This is a genomic window from Haloferula sp. A504, assembly GCF_044385805.1.
Lineage (GTDB): Bacteria > Verrucomicrobiota > Verrucomicrobiia > Verrucomicrobiales > Akkermansiaceae > Haloferula.
This window is the reverse complement of sequence record NZ_JBISBU010000003.1, coordinates 131,578-150,205: the sequence shown is the minus strand read 5'-3', so window position 1 is coordinate 150,205 and position 18,628 is coordinate 131,578. Positions and strand designations below refer to the sequence as shown.

The window sequence follows — 18,628 nt, the reverse complement described above, 5'->3', positions numbered from 1 at the left end:
CCCCATGAAGACCATCCACTGCCTCATGTCGGGAGGTGTCGTCGCCTCCTTCCTTTTTGCTGCGGCAGCCTTCCTGCCCGGCTCCGCCGAAACCATCCCTTACCTCCTTGAGTCGGAGCCGCCTTCAACGTCCCCCGACACCTTCATCTGGGCCACCGATCCTGGGGTGCGCTACGACCTCTGGGAATCCGGCGACCTCGATGACTGGCAAAGGGTCGATGGCTTCCCCATGGAGGCGACCGGGCTCTCGATGGAGTATGCCTTCACGCCGGATACCCGGAAGTTCTTCCGAATCGAGTCGCTCGACGAGCAGCCTCCGTTGGTGGCGGGGCAGTATCCGGCGGTGGATGGCTTCGCAGTCGGCAGGTTTGCCGACATCACCGTCAAGCTGGAGGATGCCACCGGCATCGATCCTGCGACGATCCAACTCACTGTCGGTGCCCTTGGAACTTTCGCCGAAAGCAGCACCGAGCTCACTTTCGCCGCCGAGACGATCACCTTCGACAGCGGAGGTGACACGGCCCTCGGCGGCTGGGGAGAGACGATCACCGCCACCCTGGTGGTGGACGACACACTGGGTAACAGGCTCACCCACACGTGGAGCTTCCGCTTGGAGCCCGAGCCTCAGGCGGCGGAGGGTATCTTTGTCTTCGGCTCGCCGACCGCGCAGCGGGCGGGACAGAGGGTCGTGGGTCCGGCCGCCGCGCTCGCGTCGCGTTTCCCGGCGCCGGCGGGGCCGCAACGGGCGAACGATCCGCCGCCGTGGGAGATCGATGAGGTGCTGGCGGACCGCATTGTCATCACCTACGAGGCGGGTGGAGCGCCTGCATTCAGCGACGGTCAGTTGATTTGCAATCTGGCCCCCGCCACGGAAAGTGAGATCTTCTACCGGCGGGTGCTCTCGACCACTGACGATGCAGCCAATCTTGAACTCACGGTGATGACGGAGGACGCCGACCTCACCGAGTTCCTCCCCCAGGGCGCGGTGGCATTTTCCCCGGATTCGGTGGTGTACGAGACCGGAGCCGACGGAACCCTAGTCAGGGCCCTGAGCGTGGACGGGGAGGTGACCTTCCCCCGGGTCGGCTACGACCTTTCGGGCACCAGCCTGGCACTGCGTGAGGACGGCTTCGAGTTCACCCTCGCGGATCTCGCCACGGTGTCGGTGGGCGACGATCCCGATTTCCTCACGGTGACGGCCGACGAGTGGTTCTGGTGGCTGACGCCGCGTCTCAACGTGGCGCTCGAAACCCAGGGCTTCGGCGTCAAGTCCTTCGAGGCCATCGCCAGCGGACAAGTATCGACGGCACTCGCGCTGGACATTTCCGCGCTGCTGGTCGGGGCCAAGACGGAAACCACCCTGTTCGACCTGCCCGAGGCAAGTGAGCCGAAGCACGTCGTGCTCATCGGCGTGGTCCCGATTCCGATTCCACCGTTCGGGATCCCGGTCTACGGGGTGCTGGGTTTCGATTTTCTGGTGAAGTCGGAGGCCGAGGCACAGGTTCTACTCGAAAGCGGATTTGCCTGGCGGCAGGAGTTCAACGCGAGCTTCGGCGTGGACTACACCCAGGCGGAGGGTCTGGAATGGATTCGCTCCTTTCAGGCAAGCGCGCCGGACATCGAGCCCACGACACTCGATTTGACCGGAGAGTTCGACCTGAAGCTGATCCTCGAGCCCAGACTTGAGTTCCTCGTGTATGGATTGGCTGGAATGAGGGCTTCCATCGAGCCGTCGGGAGGGCTGCATACGTGGGCCTCGACCTCCGGGGACTACGGTGGGCAGTTGGAGGCCGACCTCGATTTCGTGCTCGGCACTGCGGGACTGCTCCCGGAGGCGGAGTTGAGCCTCAATGTCTGGCATGACGAATGGCCGCTGACGGATCAGGAGCTGGTCTTCAAGACCCAACCGTCGAGCCAGACCGTGGCGCCCAATGCAGGCGTGTCGTTCACCTGTGCCATGGATGCGCCCTCGCCACCCTCCTTCCAGTGGTTCCACAACGGCTCGCCGATTCCCGGGCAGACCTCGCGCAGCCTGTTCCTGCCGCGGGTGAATGCCGGCCACGCGGGCGGCTACTTCGTGCGGGCGACGGTTGATCGGACGTCTCCGCTCGAAGACCTGATCGCTGATTCGGAGGTCGCCACGCTCACCGTGCAGGAGGAAGCTCCGAAAAACGTCGATAGCGACGGCGACGGTGTACCGGATATCCACGAAACGAACACTGGTGTGTGGGTCTCGGACACCGACCGCGGCACCAACCCTTACCGGTGGGACAGCGATGGCGACGGGCTTTCTGATGGGGCGGAAACCAACACCCGCAGCTATGTCTCGCGTGGCGACACCGGAACCGATCCAAACGAATGGGACACCGACGGTGATGGGGTCAACGACAAGCGAGAAATTGATCTGGGACGAGATCCATCTTCGGACCTCACTCCCGTGGCCGAAAGTTTTCCCGATGCGATAGGAGACGTTTCAGTCGGTAGCTTTCCAGCGCTTGATGTAAGATCGGTAACAGTGATTGTAGATGATTGGAGGCAGAGAATTACTTTCAAAATTGAGCTGGAGGGAGATGTTTTCGATTTGGGTTGGGGTAAATATTGTATTGGCATTCGATCCAGTAATGGGGGCGATACAGCTGGGAGCGCATGGGAAAGGCCAATCTCCATGCCTTCGGGAATGACCCACTGGATCGGCAGTTGGGTGGATACCGGCGGTTGGGCTGGTGTGTGGGCATATCAAGATGGGAATTGGGGCGCAGCGCCTAGTGGAGCAGCAAACACTCAGGCAAATATTTCAATAAATGGAAAGACTGTCGCGATTTCTACATCTTTAGGGTCTCTCGGGCTCTCCCTTGGTGAAACCTTCCAGTTCGATGTCTACACAACATCCGGGGGAGGCGGTGACAGTGCAGCGGATGCGCTTTCCATATCTACTCCTTCGGTGACCAGTTGGCTTGAACCGTATGCGTCAGTAGCACCGGCAGATTTCACAATACCGAATCCCTGATTAGCTGCAGCCGGGCTCTCGCTGGAGCACTCTTTCGCACCCGCAGATCTGGCTGACAGAACGAGTCTTTAGGGCGTGACGACATCGTCTAACTACTGCAATTTTGTTCCAAATCAAAATGACAATTTACTCTCGTGAAGCTGCCCCGTATTTCCACTTTGATGAAGCCCCTGAAGCTTCTTTTGTTTGCCGCTGCGCCTGTCGCCACCATGCCGATCTACGCCCAAACAAGTTCTGGCGCAGAACCGGACTCAGTCGTGCTCATCCTTCCCAACGATGAGCCGGGAGCTGACCCCGAAAAGCCCAAGCGGGTCGTCTGGTCCACCGAACCGGGCATCCGCTACGAAATTCAGGAATCCACGACTCTGGAGCCCGACTCCTGGACCACGGTGGCCGGTTTTCCCACCGAGGCTGAAGCCTTGGCCCAACAGCACGCTTTCGAGATGTCGGGGAATCGGCGCTTCTTCCGGGTCGCCGAACTGGACGAGCAACCGCCGGAGCTGGTGGAACTCAGCCCCGGGAACGGCGCTTTCGGCGTCGGACGTTTCAACTCGGTGACGGTGGAACTCGCCGACCGGACGGGTATCGATCCAGATCTCATCTCACTGAGCATCGACGGCGGTCCTGCGATCACCCTTGCAGACCCTGCGTTGAGCCTGGTGGATGGAGCCTTGGTCTACGACTTGGAGGGTGAGACCGCTCTCGGCGGCTACGGCGCGACCATCACTTTCTCCCTCGCTGTGGCCGATTTCCTCGGCAATTCGACGGCTTACGATTGGAGCTTCGAGCTGGAGCGTGAAGTCGAGGTTGTCCCGGATTTGTTCGTCTTCGGCTCTCCCGCCGCAGTGCGAGCGGGCCAAAAACTGGCGGGTCTGGCCGCCACCGTAGCAGCCCGCTTCGGCGGCCCGGTGCGAATGAACGAGCCTCCGACCGAGTGGACGATTGATTCGGTGGATGCCGGAACGGTCGTGGTGGCATACACATCCGTGGTAGCCCCGACCTTTTCGGTCGGGCAGAAGATCTCGAACCTCGCCCCGGCCCGGTTGGAAGAAATCTTCTACCGGGAAGTCACGGCAGTGGCGGTGGATGAGACGGCGAAAACCGTCACCCTCCAGACGACCGACCTCGAGTTGGCGGACCTCATGCCGGAAGGATCGTTCACTTTCGGCGAGGACGCGGAACTCCTGGAGTTTGACGAGGATGGAAACCTTGTGGCGATGCGCTCCCTCACCATCGAGCTACCAAGTATCGGTGCCGACTTTTCGGGATCCACGGTTTACCCGGTCGACGAGGGTGATGACAGCAACATTGAAGTGACGCTCCCTGAGGCCCGGGCGCTGTTCTACCCCTCGGTCACACTGGCACTCGAAACCCGGGCAGGCGAGGTCGAGCGTTTCTCGGCTCGTGCCGAAGGGCGCTTCGACCTGGCGGTCGTGCCACAGCTCACCATCAGCGACAGCTACTCCAAGGAGTTTTCCAAGGAGCTCTGGAGACACGGATTCTGGGTATGGACCGCTGTCGGATACGTGCCGGTCGGGGTCGAGATCGCGGCATCGATCACCGCCAATGCGTCCATCCAAGTCGGAGCCGAAGCAGTGTTCACCACCGGTTTCCGACAAACAGCATCGATGGGAATGGAGGGTGTCTATGTGAAGAACGGGAGTCCGGAAGTGGAGTGGGATCGCTGGTTTCAACTCAATCCCTTCCAGCAGGTGCCATTCACCTATACGATCACTGGTAATGGTGGAGCTAGTGTCTCCCTCGTGCCTCAGATCGATGTCCGTCTTTATGGCGCAGCCGGGCTTTATCTGAACGTAGATCCGAGGTTGGAGCTGAGCGGGTCGGCTACTATGATCGATGGTGCAATCACCGAGGCCAGTTGGCTTCTAGGCGGATACGCCGACGTCAACGCGGGGTTGAGCCTGATTGGCTTCGACGCCGGCAGCCTACCCTCGCTGCCTCCCTTCAGATTCTTCACCCGAGAGTGGGGCGACAGCTTTTCTGCACAGCCGACCCCGCCGCAAATCTCCAGCCATCCGAAATCCACTGACATATCAGCCGGGGATACCCTCCGGCTTGATGTCGCTGTCGATTCAGGATTCAGCTACACTGTGTGTTGGTTTCATAACGATCAGCGACTAATCCAGACCGGGAACACTCTCACGGTCAGTAATGCAAGGCTTGAGCACTCGGGCGAGTATCGCGCACTGGTGAAGGGCGATGGAGAAGGCGCCCCAGAGGTTTGGTCAGAGGTCGCGAGGGTTGGCGTATTTCCTGATGGGGACCCGCTGGAATCCTGGGAAGTTTCCATCAGCGCAAACAGCAATCCGCTGGGCGAGGGTCAGTGGTGGATTAATCCAGACCCTGTTACCGTAGTGCTTCCGGAAGGAAAGTACCTCATATCGAACCTGAAGTCCGGAGATCCTGTTTATTGGCGATGGAATCCCTATCCAAACGTTCCCTATCTCACAGACTACGCTCTTGCCATCGGCAGCGTGGACAACTTTTTCCTCTCAGGCTGGGATCGGTGGGCTGGGGATTCCGCTCAAGAAGCTCTCGACGCAGCCAGATCCGTGTATCTTCATCTGCACGAGTCTACGACGGTGTTTTTCGGCGTAGCAGATAACCGTGTAGAACGCGGCTCCTATTCCGATAACATAGGAGGACTGCGCCTTCAAATCAACCGTTATCAATGAGTCAGCTTACGAGCCAAGAATAGCGGACGATGGCGACGCTGACCGCTAACATCCTTGCTGGGGGAGAATTCGACTCACCTCCTGATACACCGAGTAACCGACTGGACACAGGGGGCGGGTTTTCTTTCGTCGGCGCACTGGAGATCTCCAACGGTGTCTCCACCTACAAAGGCTCGGCCGTGGCGATCTCTGAAAACTGGATCATCACCGCTGGCCACAATGCCGACCTGAATGACGATGGCCTTCCCGACCCCATTTGGTCCGGAAACCTCCATCTGCCCGGCTACGGTTCGTATGCCGTTGCCGAGGCCTTCACCCACCCGGCCTTCACCGGCTTCGCCAATCCGTCGATCAACGACGACATCGCCCTGATGCGTCTCGCCAACCCGCTCCCTCCCGGCCTGGTCTATCCCTCGCTCGGATCGACCGACATCGGTGACATCGTGACCTTGGTGGGCTTTGGCAGGTCCGGCTACGGCAGCTACGGCTACACCAGTAGCGCCACGCTGACCGACCGTCGCTTCGGCAGCAACGTCATCGACACCCTATCCCTCGATGATGAGGGCTCGGGCGTGGCGGAGGTGTTCCGCTACGACTTTGACGATCCTTCCACCACCGGGCAGACGGACGGGAGCCTTGGCAACGACCTCGAAACCATCATCGGCCCCGGCGACTCGGGCGGTGCCGCCCTGATGTGGGACGGAAACCAGTGGGTGCTCGTGGGCATCAACACCTTCACGGAGGGCTATGGCGGTCGCTTCGGCGACATCGGCGGCGGGGTGTTGGTGGAGCCTTACGAGGGATGGATCCTTGAGACCACCGGGATTCCGGAGCCAGGCGCAGGTGCGTTGCTGCTGATGGGCATCCTGCCGCTGGTGTGGCGGCGTGTTCGAGTGGGAATCTTCAAGCGATGAAAAGGAAACCCAGCTGGCTGGTGGAGGATCAGGAACCGTGGTGCATGTTCTGCGGTGCCAGCGCCGGCGAAGTGAGCGAAGCTGGCGAAGATCCGGGCCGCAACCGCGCCACCGCCGTCTATTGGTGTGCCAACTGCAATTCGATGTACTGCTCGATCTGCTCTTACAGGACCGACTCCTGCGCCGATGACGAGACGGTCTGCGTGCGCTGCGACCATCGGATGAAGCGGATCAGCCAAGCGTGAGCATGTCGATGCGCCTGTGGAAGGGATCATTTCAAGGGCGTGCCCGCCGGCGGCACGGACCGGGCGGGCTTTGGTTTGGAAAGGGGTTGGCCTCCGGCCTGCCGGGACAGGCAGACCGGAGGCCTTTTGCGGACCCGGCACCGACGGGCTTCACTCGGGTTCTTCGCCGGAGACGCTCAGGTGGCCCTGGTCGTCGTTGACGAGCCAGATGCCCCGCTCCGGATGTCGGAACCACCAGTCGATGCCGACGCGCGATTGCGGACCATCGATTTCCTCCCATTCGGAAGGCTCGGTGTCGGTCTCCCGGCACAGGAATCGTTGAGCGTCCATGTCAGTTCGCCCTCGGATCGATCCTGCGACGACGCGGCGCGGACGATGGATTCGTCGCAGACGCTCCCGCCTCCCGCGCCCGTCCCTTCGCCCAGTGGCGCAGGGCGGCGATCTGGCCGTCCATCAGGTTGGCCAGCGGCACGGTGTTGCCGATGCCGGTGACGATGTGCTTCCGCTCGCTCGGCTCGGCTCCCTCGGCGAAGGCCTCGTGGAGCGCATCGATGAACACCGCCTCGATCTCCGCACCGGTGAACTGCTCGCAGGCGCGGGCCAGGACCACGGTGTCGAAGTCGGTCGGCTTGCGGCCATACTTCGCGATCACGATGTCCCAGATTGCCGCACGCTCCCGGCTGTCGGGCAGGTCGACGAAGAACATCTCGTCGAAGCGTCCCTTGCGAAGGAACTCGGGTGGGAGCTTGCTCACGTCGTTGGCCGTGGCCACAACGAACACAGCTTTCGTTTTCTCCTGCATCCAGCTCAGGAACGATCCGAAGACGCGGGAGGAGGTTCCGCCGTCGGTGCTGCCGCTGCTCTGGCTTCCGGAAAAGCCCTTCTCGATCTCGTCGATCCACAGGACGCACGGCGCGATGGCCTCGGCGGTCTGGATGACCGAGCGCAGGTTGGCCTCGCTCTGGCCGACGATCCCACCGAAGACGCGCCCCATGTCGAGGCGAAGCAGCGGCAGGCCGAAGGCGCCGGCGGTGGCCTTGGCGGTCAGCGATTTCCCGGTTCCGGGAATGCCGACGATGAGCAGTCCCTTCGGAGCGGGTAACCCGTAGGAACGCGCCTCGGTGCTGAAGGCCCCGGCGCGGCGGTCGAGCCAGGCCTTGAGCTGATCAAGACCGCCGATGTCCTCCAGCGAGGTGGACGCCTCGACGACCTCCACCAGACCGTTGCGCTTGAGCGTGCGGGCCTTCTCGCGGGCGATGACCACAGGGTCGATGCCGGAGGTTTCCACGACCGACAGGGCGAAGGCATTCTCCGCCTCGGTGGTGGTGAGACCAAGCGCGCTTTGCAGGGCGGCCTCGCGGAGTTCGTCGGGCAGGTCCTTCAGGTTCGCCGACTTGGCGATGCCGTCGAGGACGACACCCAGTTGCTCCGGCCCGGGCAGGTTGAAGTCGATGTGCGTGAACTCATGCTCCAGTTCGGCGGGCAGCTTGAGCCGACAGCCAAGCAGGATGATGGCATGGCCGTGGGCCTTGGCCACACGCAGCGTGTCCTTGATGCGACGGACCAGCATCGGGTCGCTCTGGTCGAGGTGGAGCTGCAGGTCGCGCAGAAGCACGACGTGTTGGGGCTCGGATGAAGAATCGGCGGCGAACAGGCCGTCGAGTTGTTGCAGGGCTTCGAGGGGATCGGGGCACGGGGTGACCCGTCCCTCGCCGGTATCGACCAGGCCCTCGGTGGAGGACCAGGCGTGGAGGGAGCGTCCGAGGGCGGCGCAGGCCGAAGCGATTTCCGCCTCGGCCCGCACTTCCTCGGAGCTGATGACCGCGAGTCCGGGGTGTCCGGCGCGGAGGTAGGTTTGCAGGTTCATGGAGTTGACGATGGTTGGAGGTTTTCCCGTTCCCAGCGAAGGCATGCCTCGCGGGAGGGATCGCTGAAGAGGAGCCCGCCGAATGCGAACGAGCGGACCTCCCAGCATTGCGATTCGGGGTCGAAGACGATCTCCGTCGCCCGGACGACTTCCAGCCGTCCGAGCGCGCGGAGGTCGATGGCCTCGGTGTAGAGGCAGTCGATGCGACCGTCCGGGGACAGGCGCAGCGAGGCGGTGGAGGGCTCGCTCACGCGCCACCTCCTCCCCCGAGCTGCTGCTCGTTGCGTGTGCTCCGCGCCTGACGCCAGAAGTCCGGCTTGCGGGTGCGGTCGCGGACGCTGCCGAGAGCCTGCTCGATGGCCTGGGTCGCGGCCTCGCAGCCCCTGCCCTGGTAGCCCTCGGCCTCGACGGTGGTTTCCCCGGTGGGAGAAACCCTCACAAGGATGCGGCGGCTCACAGCGCACCTCCTTCCAGGGTGAGCAGGACGCTGCCGTCCTGTTCCTGTTGGCGGCGCACGCGCAGCCCCCGGGAGCGGGCCTCGCGGGTCGTCTTGTGGATGCCGTAGGATTGCAGCAGACGACCGAAGCCTTTGCCGACCTCCCGGGCGACGTGACCATCCCACCAGTCGGTGGTCAGGCCGTAGGTGTCGTTGTTCTCCGGGGCGGGATCGACGGCGATGTCGTAGGGGCCCTTGAGCACGATGGTTCGGTGGGAGGTGCGGGTGACGCCGGCATAGCCGCGGCATGGCGTGTCGGCCCGGAGTTCGAGGCCGAGCTCGACGCAGGCGTCGCTCAGGGCCTCGAGGTCGCGGACCTGGGTCTGGATGGTGGTGAAGTGAGACATGGTGGTTTCGTTGTTCGTTGGTGGTTGTCGTTTGCGTGGGGTTGAGAGAACTGGATGCACGAAGGGCGGCTCTTCCGGTGTGGAGGAGCCGCCCTTCGCGCGTGGGGGAGTCAGGAGGTTTCAGGAGTAGGATTCAGCGTGTCAGGAAGTGGCAGTCGGAGAGGTTGGAGTGGTTGGAAAATCAGGCGTGTGGAGACGGAGTCAGGCTTGTCGGGGAGGGGTTCCGTGTTTCGGGAGAAAGGGTCGCCACTGCCGGTGGAGGCAGTGGCGGGGGATCAGCTCACCGCTTCAAGTCGGCGACTGCCCATTTGTCCGAAGCGTGTGAGCACGTCCCGGCCATCGTTGCGCACCATGGCCATGGCGGTGTCGTGGAGACGGCTGAGCCCTTCGGTCAGGCTCCGCATCGCACCGTTGTCATTGCGGTAGTCCTCGGCGCTTCGACTCAGCAATTGCTGACGGAAGCGTTCGAGAGTGCCTTCGAGTTGCGCATCGCCGGCGAAGTTCAGGCTGCGGAAGCTGTCGATGAACGTGGTGAGCCGGTTGAGCGTGCGCTGGTGGACACCGTTCTCGCTGCCGTCGATGGTGGCGAGAACATCCGCAGCGAGCTTTGCGGTCTCCTGACGCAGTGTGGTGACACTTTCCCGGATGAACGAGTCGAGGTCCCCTTGAAGGCGTCGGGAGGCATCTTGGGCGATGCGGCTGCGTTCGTCGGCGATCTCCATCTGATCGATGGACTCGGCAACGTCGATTCGCAGACCTTCGGGTGCCGCGACCTGAAACAGCCGCGTCTCGAAGGCGAAGCGCCTGGTGATGTCCCCGGCGGGTGGAAACGACTGCTCGATGGTGGCGAGAAGCTGTTCGGCGCTGCCGTTGAGGTTCATCTGCCGCGCGGCGTCGCGCCACTCGTCCAGCGCCTCGTCGCGCAGGCCGGAGTAGCCGGCGACGAAGTCGAGGGTCGCCTCGCGGAACTCGTCGCGCAGGGCGTCGAGCTTGTCGGTCAGATCGACGAGCCGGGGATTCGGCACGAAGCGGGCGATGCCGCCGAGGAACGGAAACGACGCCGCCTCAACCAGCGAGTGGGCGCGGCTTTCGATCAGGGCGAAGCGTTGCAGCGCTTCCTTCGGCACAAGCCTCTTGTGGCCGAGCTGGATGAGCCGGTCGGAGACGTGACTCGGATCGAGTCCGAGGTCTTCGGGCCGGAGCTTTTTGCAACCGCGCCAGTAGCGGACGCTGACGTTGCACAGGACTCCCCGGCGGCACACGGCCTCGAGGAGCGGGAGGTTGTATTCTTGGGACATGGTATGATGGCTGGTTGTTGTTGTTTGGTTTCGTTGATTCGCCCGGTGAATTCCGGGCGCTGAAAAGTAGAAACGCCCGCTCCGGAGATGATCCGAAGCGGGCGTGTGAACCGACTTAGTCCAGAAGGTTTGCAACGACCACTGCCAGGACAATTAGCAGCAGTATCCCTGACACGATTGGACCCATCAGGAGGAAGGCAAAGATCGCCAAGCCGATCAGCACAGCCCAGGGCCACAGCTCGAGCGGATTCACGAAGCACCTCCTTTCCAGGCGGCGCACTCCTTCCTGAACTGGCACCACGAGCATTGCATGCCTGGTTGGGGATGGAACCGCGCTGCCGTGATCCCCTTCACCGCAGTTTCGAGCAGGCGCACAACACGCTCCTTGCGATGCCGGTCAGCCGGGGGCGACGTCACCTTGATGACCTGCGGCGTCTTGGTCTTCACGAGGTAGACCAACTCCAGTGACGGAGGGCTTTCCCCCGTAGCCGCTTCCAGCATGAGCTGATAGCTGACGAGCTGGATCTCATGCTCGAATGCCGCAGTGTCCGAATCCGGGCGGGCAGCGGCGCTCTTGAAGTCGACCGGCGTAAGGTCCTGGCGAACCAGATCCATGGCGCCGGTCAAGGGCACCGACAAACCGTCGATGTTCTCATGCAGGAACACTTCCACGGCCTTGGGCGGCTCCTTTGCGACCTCCGGACTATCGAGGTAGGCGGCAACGACCCGCAGGCCGTCCTCACGCGCCTTCTCACGCGTCTTCTTCGCAGTCCACGCGATGGGACCCTCGTCCTTTTCCAAGGCGTTGAAGGCCCCGTCAAAGGCCAGAGCGATGGTTTCTGGAGAACAGTCCCCTCCCCTCCACAAGGCGATGTGGAAGCACTGGAGGGCGGCGTGGATACTCTTGCCCAGATGGAGTGCCGGCGAAGTCGGCCTCGGCAGGCACAAGACCCGCTCGAAGTAGAAGCGAAGGCTGCACGCGAGGTAACTCTTCGCCGCCGTGGGGCTGATGTGATCGGGCACTTCGGAAGTGACCGGTTCGACCGGGGGTGCAGGACTCTGCCGGGCGATCTGCTCGACAAGCGTCAGACTCATCGTCCACCTCCGTTCCGTGCGTAGGCGTTGCGGCGGGTGCCGTTGGAACGGGCCTTGCCGTTGCCTCCACCGTGGGTTTCGAGCAACTCATCGATGAGCCCGGACGCCTCCATCTTGTTGAGCTGCTTCACGCCCTTGCCGAAGCGTTGGCGGGCGAGGTGGTCGACCTCGTCCTTGTCGAGGCTGTGCTCGTCGACCAGCTTCAGGATCAGGTCGCGCTGCTTGTCCGAGCAGTGCCAATTTGAAATAGCCCGGGCTGTACCATTGGTGCCGTTGGATGAAGCCGGGGCGTCATCCATGCCGTAATCTCCGGGCGGAACGAATCCGGTGGCCTTGATCTGTTCGTCGACATTCGTCTGGAGCAGGTGGTAGATGCGTTCCGCCTCATCGGGAACGTTGTCGATGGCGACCAGCTCGGTCTCAACCGAGACGGAGAACTGGTGGCTGGAATACCCGGGAAGGCCCAGGCGTTTGCTGTAGTTGGCGATTAACTTGATGGCCATTGGCTGGTTTGGTTGGTGGTTTCAGTACGTGAAAAGGCCCGCCTCGCCGGGATGGCGGGACGGGCCAGAGATGGGACAGAAGGCTTAGGCGGCGATCCTGGCTGGTGCGGATTCAGCCATTTCGGCACGGGCCTTTCGCATGCCCTCGCTGTGTTCGAGGGCATCGGACACGATGCGGGCGAGGAGCCGGGTCATGGGCTCCTTGCGAAGCCTTGCTTCGTGGTGGAGCGCCTTGATCAGGAACCGGGACAAGGGTGGTTGGTAGGTGGTGTTTCGGGGCATGGGGATTGAGGTTGATGATTTAGACCGGTCGGAACCGCCCGACCGGGCGATGCGCACCGCGGAACCATCCCGGGGCGATCACTCGTACATAACCCCGTCACGGGGCTCGTTGCGCTCCATGGTTTCGCCTAACGCCTAGCGCCGCCCCACGTCACCAATGCGAGTGCTGCATGCCTACAATCGCACTTGTCGGCATGGGTCGCGTATGGAACAAGGCCCAGTCCAATCAACCAACTGAACTCCATGCCTGCGAAGAAGAAAGCACCGTCGAAGAAGCCTGCCGGGAAGAAGACCGCCACCAAGAAGGCTCCCGCTAAGAAAGCCGTCACCAAGAGGGCCCGGCGCAAGAAGGTCGCCAAACCTGCCGCGGAAGCGCCGACGACCCCGGCACCTGCGACTCCGACACCTGCGACCCCGGCACCCGAACCGGTTGCCAAGAAGAAGACCGGATCCCGGGGCAAGCGCTACACCGCCAAGGCGAAGGCCGAGGTGATCGCGTTTGTAAACGAGGTGAACGCGGACAAGGGCCGGGGTGGTGCCGCCGCAGCGTCACGCAAGTTCGGCATCACGCAGATCACCATCGGTCGCTGGGCCAAGAAATCTCCTGCAGCCTCCCCCGCCCCTTCCGGGAAGAAGACCGCAACGAAGGCCCCGGCAGCCTCGGCCAGCCTTGAGCAGAAGCTCGCCAAGCTGGGATCGATTCATGCCGACATCCTGCGCACCGAGAAGCAGCTTGCGGACCTCCGGGCGCAGTTCGACCGCATCAAGGTGACGCTGTAGTTTCCAAAGGGCAGCAGTGCGCTTGTCATGAGCCCGGTTCACGCGGTCTTCGGCAGCATTCTGTCGGCCCTATTCCTGACTACGTCTGCGGCGGGAGACACATTCGGCACTGGTCAAAACCAGTTCGACATTGATTTCGTAGTCATCGGCTCCCCAGGCAACGCCCCGGATGACACCGGATATGGATCAGTGGGCTACGATTACCGGATTGGAAAATATGAGGTAAGTGGTCGCATGCTGGCCTCCTACAACGCCGACGCCATCGAGAAGGGTCTTCCCTCAATATTCCCGACTTCAGCAAGTCTCGACCATCCGGTCACAAACATCAATTGGAACCAAGCAGCGCGGTTCGTGAATTGGCTAAACACGCAGCATTGCTACCCACCAGCCTACAAGGTTGATCCAGTCGCAGGTAGTAACGACCGAATATTCCTTTGGGAGCAAGGAGATGCAGGCTATGACCCAAAGAATCCATTCCGCAATTCCGGAGCGCTCTATTTTTTGCCCAGTGAGAACGAGTGGTACAAGGCGGCGTATTTTGATCCGATCCCAAACAACGGCAACGGGACGTATTGGGATTACGCCACGGGCACCGACTCCCTGCCGACACGCGTTTCGGAAGGCACCACCCCGGGCACAGCCGTTTATGGGAGACCATACTTTGCGTCTCCGGCCATCATCACGAATGCCGGTGGATTGAGCCCGTGGGGGACGATGGCGCAGAATGGCAACGTGGAAGAACTCGTCGAATCAGCGTACCTCGGACTCAATGACGATGCACTTGAGCCTCGATCAGTCAGGGGGGGATCTTTTACGAATCTTGGTTTCGGCAACACGCTCGATTACCTGAAGGCCTCTGCTCGGCATGGCATCGGGGTGGCCAAGGGAGCTTCGTCGATGGGCTTCCGTGTCGCATCTGCCGTCCCTGAACCACGAAGCGACCTCACGACCGTGATCGACGTATTGCGCCCGACGCTGGTTGCTGGCGGCGATGCTCTCGACACCTTCCGCGTGACGGTAGCGAACAACGGCCCAGATGGTGCCACCGGAGTCGAACTGACCCAAACCTCGTCAATGCCCCAGGGTGTTGCGATCACCTCCACGAGCACCTCCGCCGGCACCTTCTCCGGGGGTGTATGGACGTTGGACTCCCTCGCTTGCGGAGCGTCGGCTACGTTGGTGGTGACAGTCAGGGCCGAGCCCGCCGCAGCGAGTGGAACCGGGGTCGTGCCTCTCGCGTTCTCGGTCACCGCACTCAACGAGCCCGACCCGGATGAAACCAACGACAGCGCGGCAGCAACGGCCTCGATCATCAGCGCCGCGGATGCCGGCGTCGACATCACCGTTGCCCCAGCTGTCGATCTACAGAGTGGCCTCTTCGTGAGCCAGGTCACGGTCACCAACGGCAATTCTGAGCCCGTTTCTGCATTCCGGCTCTATGTGAAGAACCTCCCGGACGATGTCGTAGCCTACAACGCCACGGGAACCTCAAGCTTCGGCTCACCCCCGGCGGACCTCCCCTACCTGCTCTACAACCAGTCGCTTGCGCCGACCTCCTCGGTCACACTCAGCGTCGAGTTCTTCCGACCCTCTCTCGATCCGACTTTCACGCCGATATACGTGCTCCAGTTGCTCCCCGAACCCGAGACACCGCCCATTGCTGCGGACTCCGGGATCGATGTCACCCGGAACGAGAGGCTGGGTAATGGGGATCACCTCGTAGAGATTGCCAGCATTCCAGGGGCAACCTACGCGGTGGAATACAGCGCTGACATGGTCACATGGAAAAGGGTGAGCCCAACCGTGACCGCGCCGGCCAATCGGCTTCAGTGGATCGACAACGGACCACCCAAAACGGAGAGCCACCCTTCGACGGTCGGCAGTCGATTCTACCGCTTCGTCCTCATTACCTCCCGCTAAGCCCGACCACTCCGACAATGACCACACGTCCCGTCATCGCCTCCCTCCTCGCGACCCCGTTGTTCGCCGGGAATGTCCTGCCCGAGTCTCCTATCGAAGGACCCACTGAGGTGAGTCCGTGGCAATTTGGAACCGGCGTCATGTGGAGGAACATCGGCGAGCTCTCGGTGAACCCGAACCTGCAAACCGGCCCCTTCGCCGGAAACTTCTTCTCACCGAATCCGGCGACCGGACCAGCTGGGGTAAACGCTGACCGCGCCTACGACGACGGTTTTGTCAACGAGGGGGCCGCGACGCCGCTCACCGGCTTGACGACCTTCTGGGGATATCAGAACGCTGGGCAGGTTGCCGGGGGTAATCTTACCTACACTTCGACCGGCGGGATTGCCCTCGCTCCCCCCGGGATCGGACAGGACGATGCCAACACGGAGATCGCACCTTACATCGAGGCATCGTATCTTCGACCCATCGGAGACCACCTCGTCGCGGGATTCGGTGCCAACTTTTCGTTCGTGGGCCTGGGCGGCACCACAGTCAGCCGGATGCCTATCTCCGGGGTCACCACACTCGACAGCTACGCCCTGAACGGAGTCATCCCACCCGCCCCGGGCTATGTCGGCAGCTTTGCCGGACCCGGACCCTTGATTGGAAATCAACCGACCAGCCGAATGACGGTCCTCACCCCCACGGGAGGCACCTCAAGCTATCTTTTCGACAGTTCGACCGACCTCTACAGTCTTGCGCTGGGCGGCGAACTCCAGTGGAGCCCTGCGACGAACTGCTACGTCGGCTTTGGTGCAGGCGCGGTGATCAACCACGCCGATTGGGAGGCCGCGTGGAACGCACAGCTGGTTGATCCTGCAGTCAACACGCTTCGGACCTACGCCAGAGCGTCAAGCGGCGACGAGTTCCTCTGGGGGCTCTACGTGAAAGGAGGTGCGGGATACCTCTTCAATGATCAATGGAGCGTTGAGAGCTTCTTCCGCTACGACTGGAATGAGACCTTGCATGGAAACGTTGGACCAAGCCGGTTCGAGATCGACCTCTCAGGCTGGAGCCTCGGCATCGGTCTTGGATTTCGCTACTAATACGGCGTTTGTTGCAAAGGCGAGTAGCTATGAAGAATTGGAACTGCAATGCCTCCGTCAAACCTGTCGTTACGAGGCACAGCACACCCCCCTCAAGACTTCAAATTGTGGCATTGGTTGCGTGGGGAATCGCCACTCACGCTGCAGAAGCAGCCCGCTACCGGGTAGAGCTGGATTCTCGATTTCAGGTGCAATGGATCGGAATCCTAGACACGCAATCTGACACGTTCACGCTTGAGTCGTGGATTGAACGTCCCGGGCTGCCCGACACATGGACGCCCCGCGCTTCTTCACTTCCGATCATCATGCACGCTCAAAGCTCAGACGGTACACGCTTCGACGTTCCGGATGAGTTTGGTACGTTTTCGATTGGCTCGACTTGGGCATTCATCGGACCGGATCTCGGAGCCATCCAATGGAATCAAGGAAGCGCTCCTCTCTTTTACGGCTACGGCTACAGGGTGGCTTGGGGCGCGACCACCTCAGGCTTCTTCTCGGGGACCGACTACTCGCCCAACGAATTGATCGGTGGAGCAAGAATAATTCGTTCGAACGCGGTCACCGATGGAACTCTTTTCGATACGATGTCCATCATTCGAATACCGGATCCGCAATGCGATCTGGAGGCATCCATAGACATACTTCAGCCGACGCTAGTAGCAGGCGGCGATGCGTCCGAAGCCTTCCGCGTGACAATAACAAACAAAGGTCCAACCAATGCAACCGGAGTCGAACTGACCCAAACTTCGTCCATGCTTCCAGGCGTCGCGATCACCGCAACAAGCACCTCCGCCGGCACCTTCTCCGGGGGTGTCTGGACGGTGGGAGACCTTGAGAGCGGATCCTCTTCCTCCCTGATGTTGACAATTCGCGCAGATGCCGGTGCTGCGAGTGGTACCGAAAATGTTCCGGTCGCCTTTGCGGTGACTGCTGTCAATGAACCCGATCCGGACGGCACCAACAACAGCGCCTCCGCAGCCGCCTCCATCATTAGTGCGGCAGATACCGAAGTCGGCGTCATCGCCTCTCCAGCCATCAACCTCCAGAGCGGGCTCTTCTTCAGCAAAGTCACCATCACCAACGGAAACGCTGATCCCATCCCCGCCATACGACTATTCGTGGATGGCCTTCCTGACGACGTCATCGTCTACAACGCGTCAGGAACTGCCAGCTTGGGATCGCCTCCAGAGATCCTGTCCTACCTCCTTTACAACCAGTCCCTCGGCCCAAGTGACTCCGTCACCCTCGCTGTCGAGTTCTACCGTCCGTCGCTTGATCCCAACTTCAATCCAACCTACAAGATCGACTTGCTCCCGGTCCCTGAGACCCCACCCGTTGCGGCGGACTCCGGGATTGATGTCACCCGGAATGAAAAGTTGGGCAATGGCGACCATCTGATCGAGATTGCGAGCATACCTGGCGCCACCTACGCGGTGGAGTACAGCCCGGACATGACCACTTGGATGCGGGTGCTTCCGAGCATCACTGCACCTGCCAACCGATTGCAATGGATCGATAGCGGGCCGCCAAAGACGGAGAGTCACCCCTCCGCAACCGCGAGCCGATTCTACCGTTTCGTTCTCATTGCTGCTCCATGAGTCATCAAACCCGAGGCAATCCGTCGGCTAATGTTGCACTCTCGGCGGATCCGCCTGCCCGACGATCATCCGGGCATCGCGCAAAAGCCCACCATCATCCGTATTTTCTCCGCCTCATGGCCCTTTCGTGCCAACGCCTCTTCCGCCAGATCCACCTCCGGGCGCTGGAAGCCCGGAAAAACCTAGCTTTTCGGGCCTTCAGCTTCGGATTCCCGGGACAAGAAGGTAGGTGCTCGTCCTACACACATTTTGCCGAGAAACCGGGAACATACGTGCTGAACCTACACAGGTCATTTTGACACCATTCGCCCGGATTCCGATGTCACGGAGCCGGCGACGAGGAAGATCCCCGATGAACGGGTCAGATTGCGGTGTATTTCGTACGAGGATCGATTCTGACGTACGCGAACGCTCCGGGAGGGTGCAAGTACCGGATCGGGTGTCGCGTAGGCCAGCGCGTACGAGAGAGCCCCATACCAACCCATTCCAAGA

Annotated in this window: 17 protein-coding genes; 8 read left to right on the top strand and 9 right to left on the bottom strand. The window is 61.6% G+C overall.

The window, feature by feature from the left end:
* Positions 1-4 precede the first annotated feature (4 nt).
* The 4 genes from ACG2LG_RS02695 (at position 5) to ACG2LG_RS02680 (ending at position 6,862) form a co-directional block, all read left to right on the top strand.
* Positions 5-3,007, top strand: a complete 3,003-nt coding sequence (locus tag ACG2LG_RS02695; protein ID WP_396256085.1) for an immunoglobulin domain-containing protein — start codon at positions 5-7, stop codon at positions 3,005-3,007.
* Positions 3,008-3,141: 134 nt separating this feature from the next.
* Positions 3,142-5,703, top strand: a complete 2,562-nt coding sequence (locus ACG2LG_RS02690; RefSeq protein WP_396256083.1) for an immunoglobulin domain-containing protein — start codon at positions 3,142-3,144, stop codon at positions 5,701-5,703.
* Between the two features lie 29 nt (positions 5,704-5,732).
* On the top strand, positions 5,733-6,617 hold the full coding sequence (locus ACG2LG_RS02685) for a trypsin-like serine protease (RefSeq protein WP_396256082.1): 885 nt from the start codon (positions 5,733-5,735) through the stop codon (positions 6,615-6,617).
* A complete protein-coding gene (locus ACG2LG_RS02680; RefSeq protein ID WP_396256080.1) occupies positions 6,614-6,862 on the top strand; it encodes a hypothetical protein in 249 nt (82 codons plus the stop codon). Before ACG2LG_RS02685 ends, ACG2LG_RS02680 begins: the two co-directional genes overlap by 4 nt.
* Positions 6,863-7,012: 150 nt before the next feature.
* Here the strand turns inward: ACG2LG_RS02680 and ACG2LG_RS02675 are convergent, their stop codons facing one another.
* From ACG2LG_RS02675 to ACG2LG_RS02635, 9 genes are all read right to left on the bottom strand, one after another.
* Positions 7,013-7,192, bottom strand: a complete 180-nt coding sequence (locus ACG2LG_RS02675) for a hypothetical protein (protein ID WP_396256079.1) — start codon at positions 7,190-7,192, stop codon at positions 7,013-7,015.
* 1 nt (position 7,193) lies between these two features.
* Positions 7,194-8,729 (bottom strand): AAA family ATPase, encoded by a 1,536-nt coding sequence (locus ACG2LG_RS02670; RefSeq protein WP_396256078.1) that lies wholly within the window; start codon positions 8,727-8,729, stop codon positions 7,194-7,196.
* Positions 8,726-8,980, bottom strand: a complete 255-nt coding sequence (locus ACG2LG_RS02665) for a hypothetical protein (protein ID WP_396256077.1) — start codon at positions 8,978-8,980, stop codon at positions 8,726-8,728. The genes ACG2LG_RS02670 and ACG2LG_RS02665 overlap by 4 nt, the downstream gene beginning before the upstream one ends.
* Positions 8,977-9,186: a DUF2997 domain-containing protein gene (locus ACG2LG_RS02660; RefSeq protein WP_396256075.1), complete on the bottom strand. Its 210-nt coding sequence runs from the start codon at positions 9,184-9,186 to the stop codon at positions 8,977-8,979. The genes ACG2LG_RS02665 and ACG2LG_RS02660 overlap by 4 nt, the downstream gene beginning before the upstream one ends.
* Positions 9,183-9,572 (bottom strand): DUF1257 domain-containing protein, encoded by a 390-nt coding sequence (locus tag ACG2LG_RS02655; RefSeq protein WP_396256073.1) that lies wholly within the window; start codon positions 9,570-9,572, stop codon positions 9,183-9,185. Before ACG2LG_RS02655 ends, ACG2LG_RS02660 begins: the two co-directional genes overlap by 4 nt.
* A gap of 275 nt (positions 9,573-9,847) precedes the next feature.
* Positions 9,848-10,870, bottom strand: a complete 1,023-nt coding sequence (locus tag ACG2LG_RS02650) for a DUF3150 domain-containing protein (protein WP_396256071.1) — start codon at positions 10,868-10,870, stop codon at positions 9,848-9,850.
* Between the two features lie 249 nt (positions 10,871-11,119).
* Positions 11,120-11,965, bottom strand: a complete 846-nt coding sequence (locus tag ACG2LG_RS02645; RefSeq protein WP_396256069.1) for a PD-(D/E)XK nuclease family protein — start codon at positions 11,963-11,965, stop codon at positions 11,120-11,122.
* Entirely contained in the window at positions 11,962-12,468 is a 507-nt protein-coding gene (locus ACG2LG_RS02640) for a hypothetical protein (protein ID WP_396256067.1), read from the bottom strand. Before ACG2LG_RS02640 ends, ACG2LG_RS02645 begins: the two co-directional genes overlap by 4 nt.
* An 84-nt stretch (positions 12,469-12,552) precedes the next feature.
* On the bottom strand, positions 12,553-12,750 hold the full coding sequence (locus tag ACG2LG_RS02635; RefSeq protein WP_396256065.1) for a hypothetical protein: 198 nt from the start codon (positions 12,748-12,750) through the stop codon (positions 12,553-12,555).
* A gap of 243 nt (positions 12,751-12,993) precedes the next feature.
* On the opposite strand from ACG2LG_RS02635, the gene ACG2LG_RS02630 reads away from it, so the two are divergent.
* From ACG2LG_RS02630 to ACG2LG_RS02615, 4 genes are all read left to right on the top strand, one after another.
* Positions 12,994-13,530: a hypothetical protein gene (locus ACG2LG_RS02630; RefSeq protein ID WP_396256063.1), complete on the top strand. Its 537-nt coding sequence runs from the start codon at positions 12,994-12,996 to the stop codon at positions 13,528-13,530.
* A gap of 27 nt (positions 13,531-13,557) precedes the next feature.
* On the top strand, positions 13,558-15,450 hold the full coding sequence (locus ACG2LG_RS02625) for an SUMF1/EgtB/PvdO family nonheme iron enzyme (protein WP_396256061.1): 1,893 nt from the start codon (positions 13,558-13,560) through the stop codon (positions 15,448-15,450).
* Between the two features lie 17 nt (positions 15,451-15,467).
* Positions 15,468-16,538, top strand: coding sequence for a hypothetical protein (locus tag ACG2LG_RS02620; protein WP_396256059.1), 1,071 nt, complete (start codon positions 15,468-15,470; stop codon positions 16,536-16,538).
* Between the two features lie 107 nt (positions 16,539-16,645).
* Positions 16,646-18,136, top strand: a complete 1,491-nt coding sequence (locus ACG2LG_RS02615) for a DUF11 domain-containing protein (protein WP_396256057.1) — start codon at positions 16,646-16,648, stop codon at positions 18,134-18,136.
* The last annotated feature ends 492 nt before the right edge of the window (positions 18,137-18,628 follow it).

Coding starts and splice junctions, on each gene's coding strand:
- ACG2LG_RS02630 (WP_396256063.1), top strand. CDS start 12,994: ATGCCTGCGAAGAAGAAAGCACCGTCGAAGAAGCCTGCCGGGAAGAAG.
- ACG2LG_RS02675 (WP_396256079.1), bottom strand. CDS start 7,192: ATGGACGCTCAACGATTCCTGTGCCGGGAGACCGACACCGAGCCTTCC.
- ACG2LG_RS02645 (WP_396256069.1), bottom strand. CDS start 11,965: ATGAGTCTGACGCTTGTCGAGCAGATCGCCCGGCAGAGTCCTGCACCC.
- ACG2LG_RS02650 (WP_396256071.1), bottom strand. CDS start 10,870: ATGTCCCAAGAATACAACCTCCCGCTCCTCGAGGCCGTGTGCCGCCGG.
- ACG2LG_RS02640 (WP_396256067.1), bottom strand. CDS start 12,468: ATGGCCATCAAGTTAATCGCCAACTACAGCAAACGCCTGGGCCTTCCC.
- ACG2LG_RS02655 (WP_396256073.1), bottom strand. CDS start 9,572: ATGTCTCACTTCACCACCATCCAGACCCAGGTCCGCGACCTCGAGGCC.
- ACG2LG_RS02635 (WP_396256065.1), bottom strand. CDS start 12,750: ATGCCCCGAAACACCACCTACCAACCACCCTTGTCCCGGTTCCTGATC.
- ACG2LG_RS02680 (WP_396256080.1), top strand. CDS start 6,614: ATGAAAAGGAAACCCAGCTGGCTGGTGGAGGATCAGGAACCGTGGTGC.
- ACG2LG_RS02620 (WP_396256059.1), top strand. CDS start 15,468: ATGACCACACGTCCCGTCATCGCCTCCCTCCTCGCGACCCCGTTGTTC.
- ACG2LG_RS02670 (WP_396256078.1), bottom strand. CDS start 8,729: ATGAACCTGCAAACCTACCTCCGCGCCGGACACCCCGGACTCGCGGTC.
- ACG2LG_RS02695 (WP_396256085.1), top strand. CDS start 5: ATGAAGACCATCCACTGCCTCATGTCGGGAGGTGTCGTCGCCTCCTTC.
- ACG2LG_RS02685 (WP_396256082.1), top strand. CDS start 5,733: ATGGCGACGCTGACCGCTAACATCCTTGCTGGGGGAGAATTCGACTCA.
- ACG2LG_RS02625 (WP_396256061.1), top strand. CDS start 13,558: ATGAGCCCGGTTCACGCGGTCTTCGGCAGCATTCTGTCGGCCCTATTC.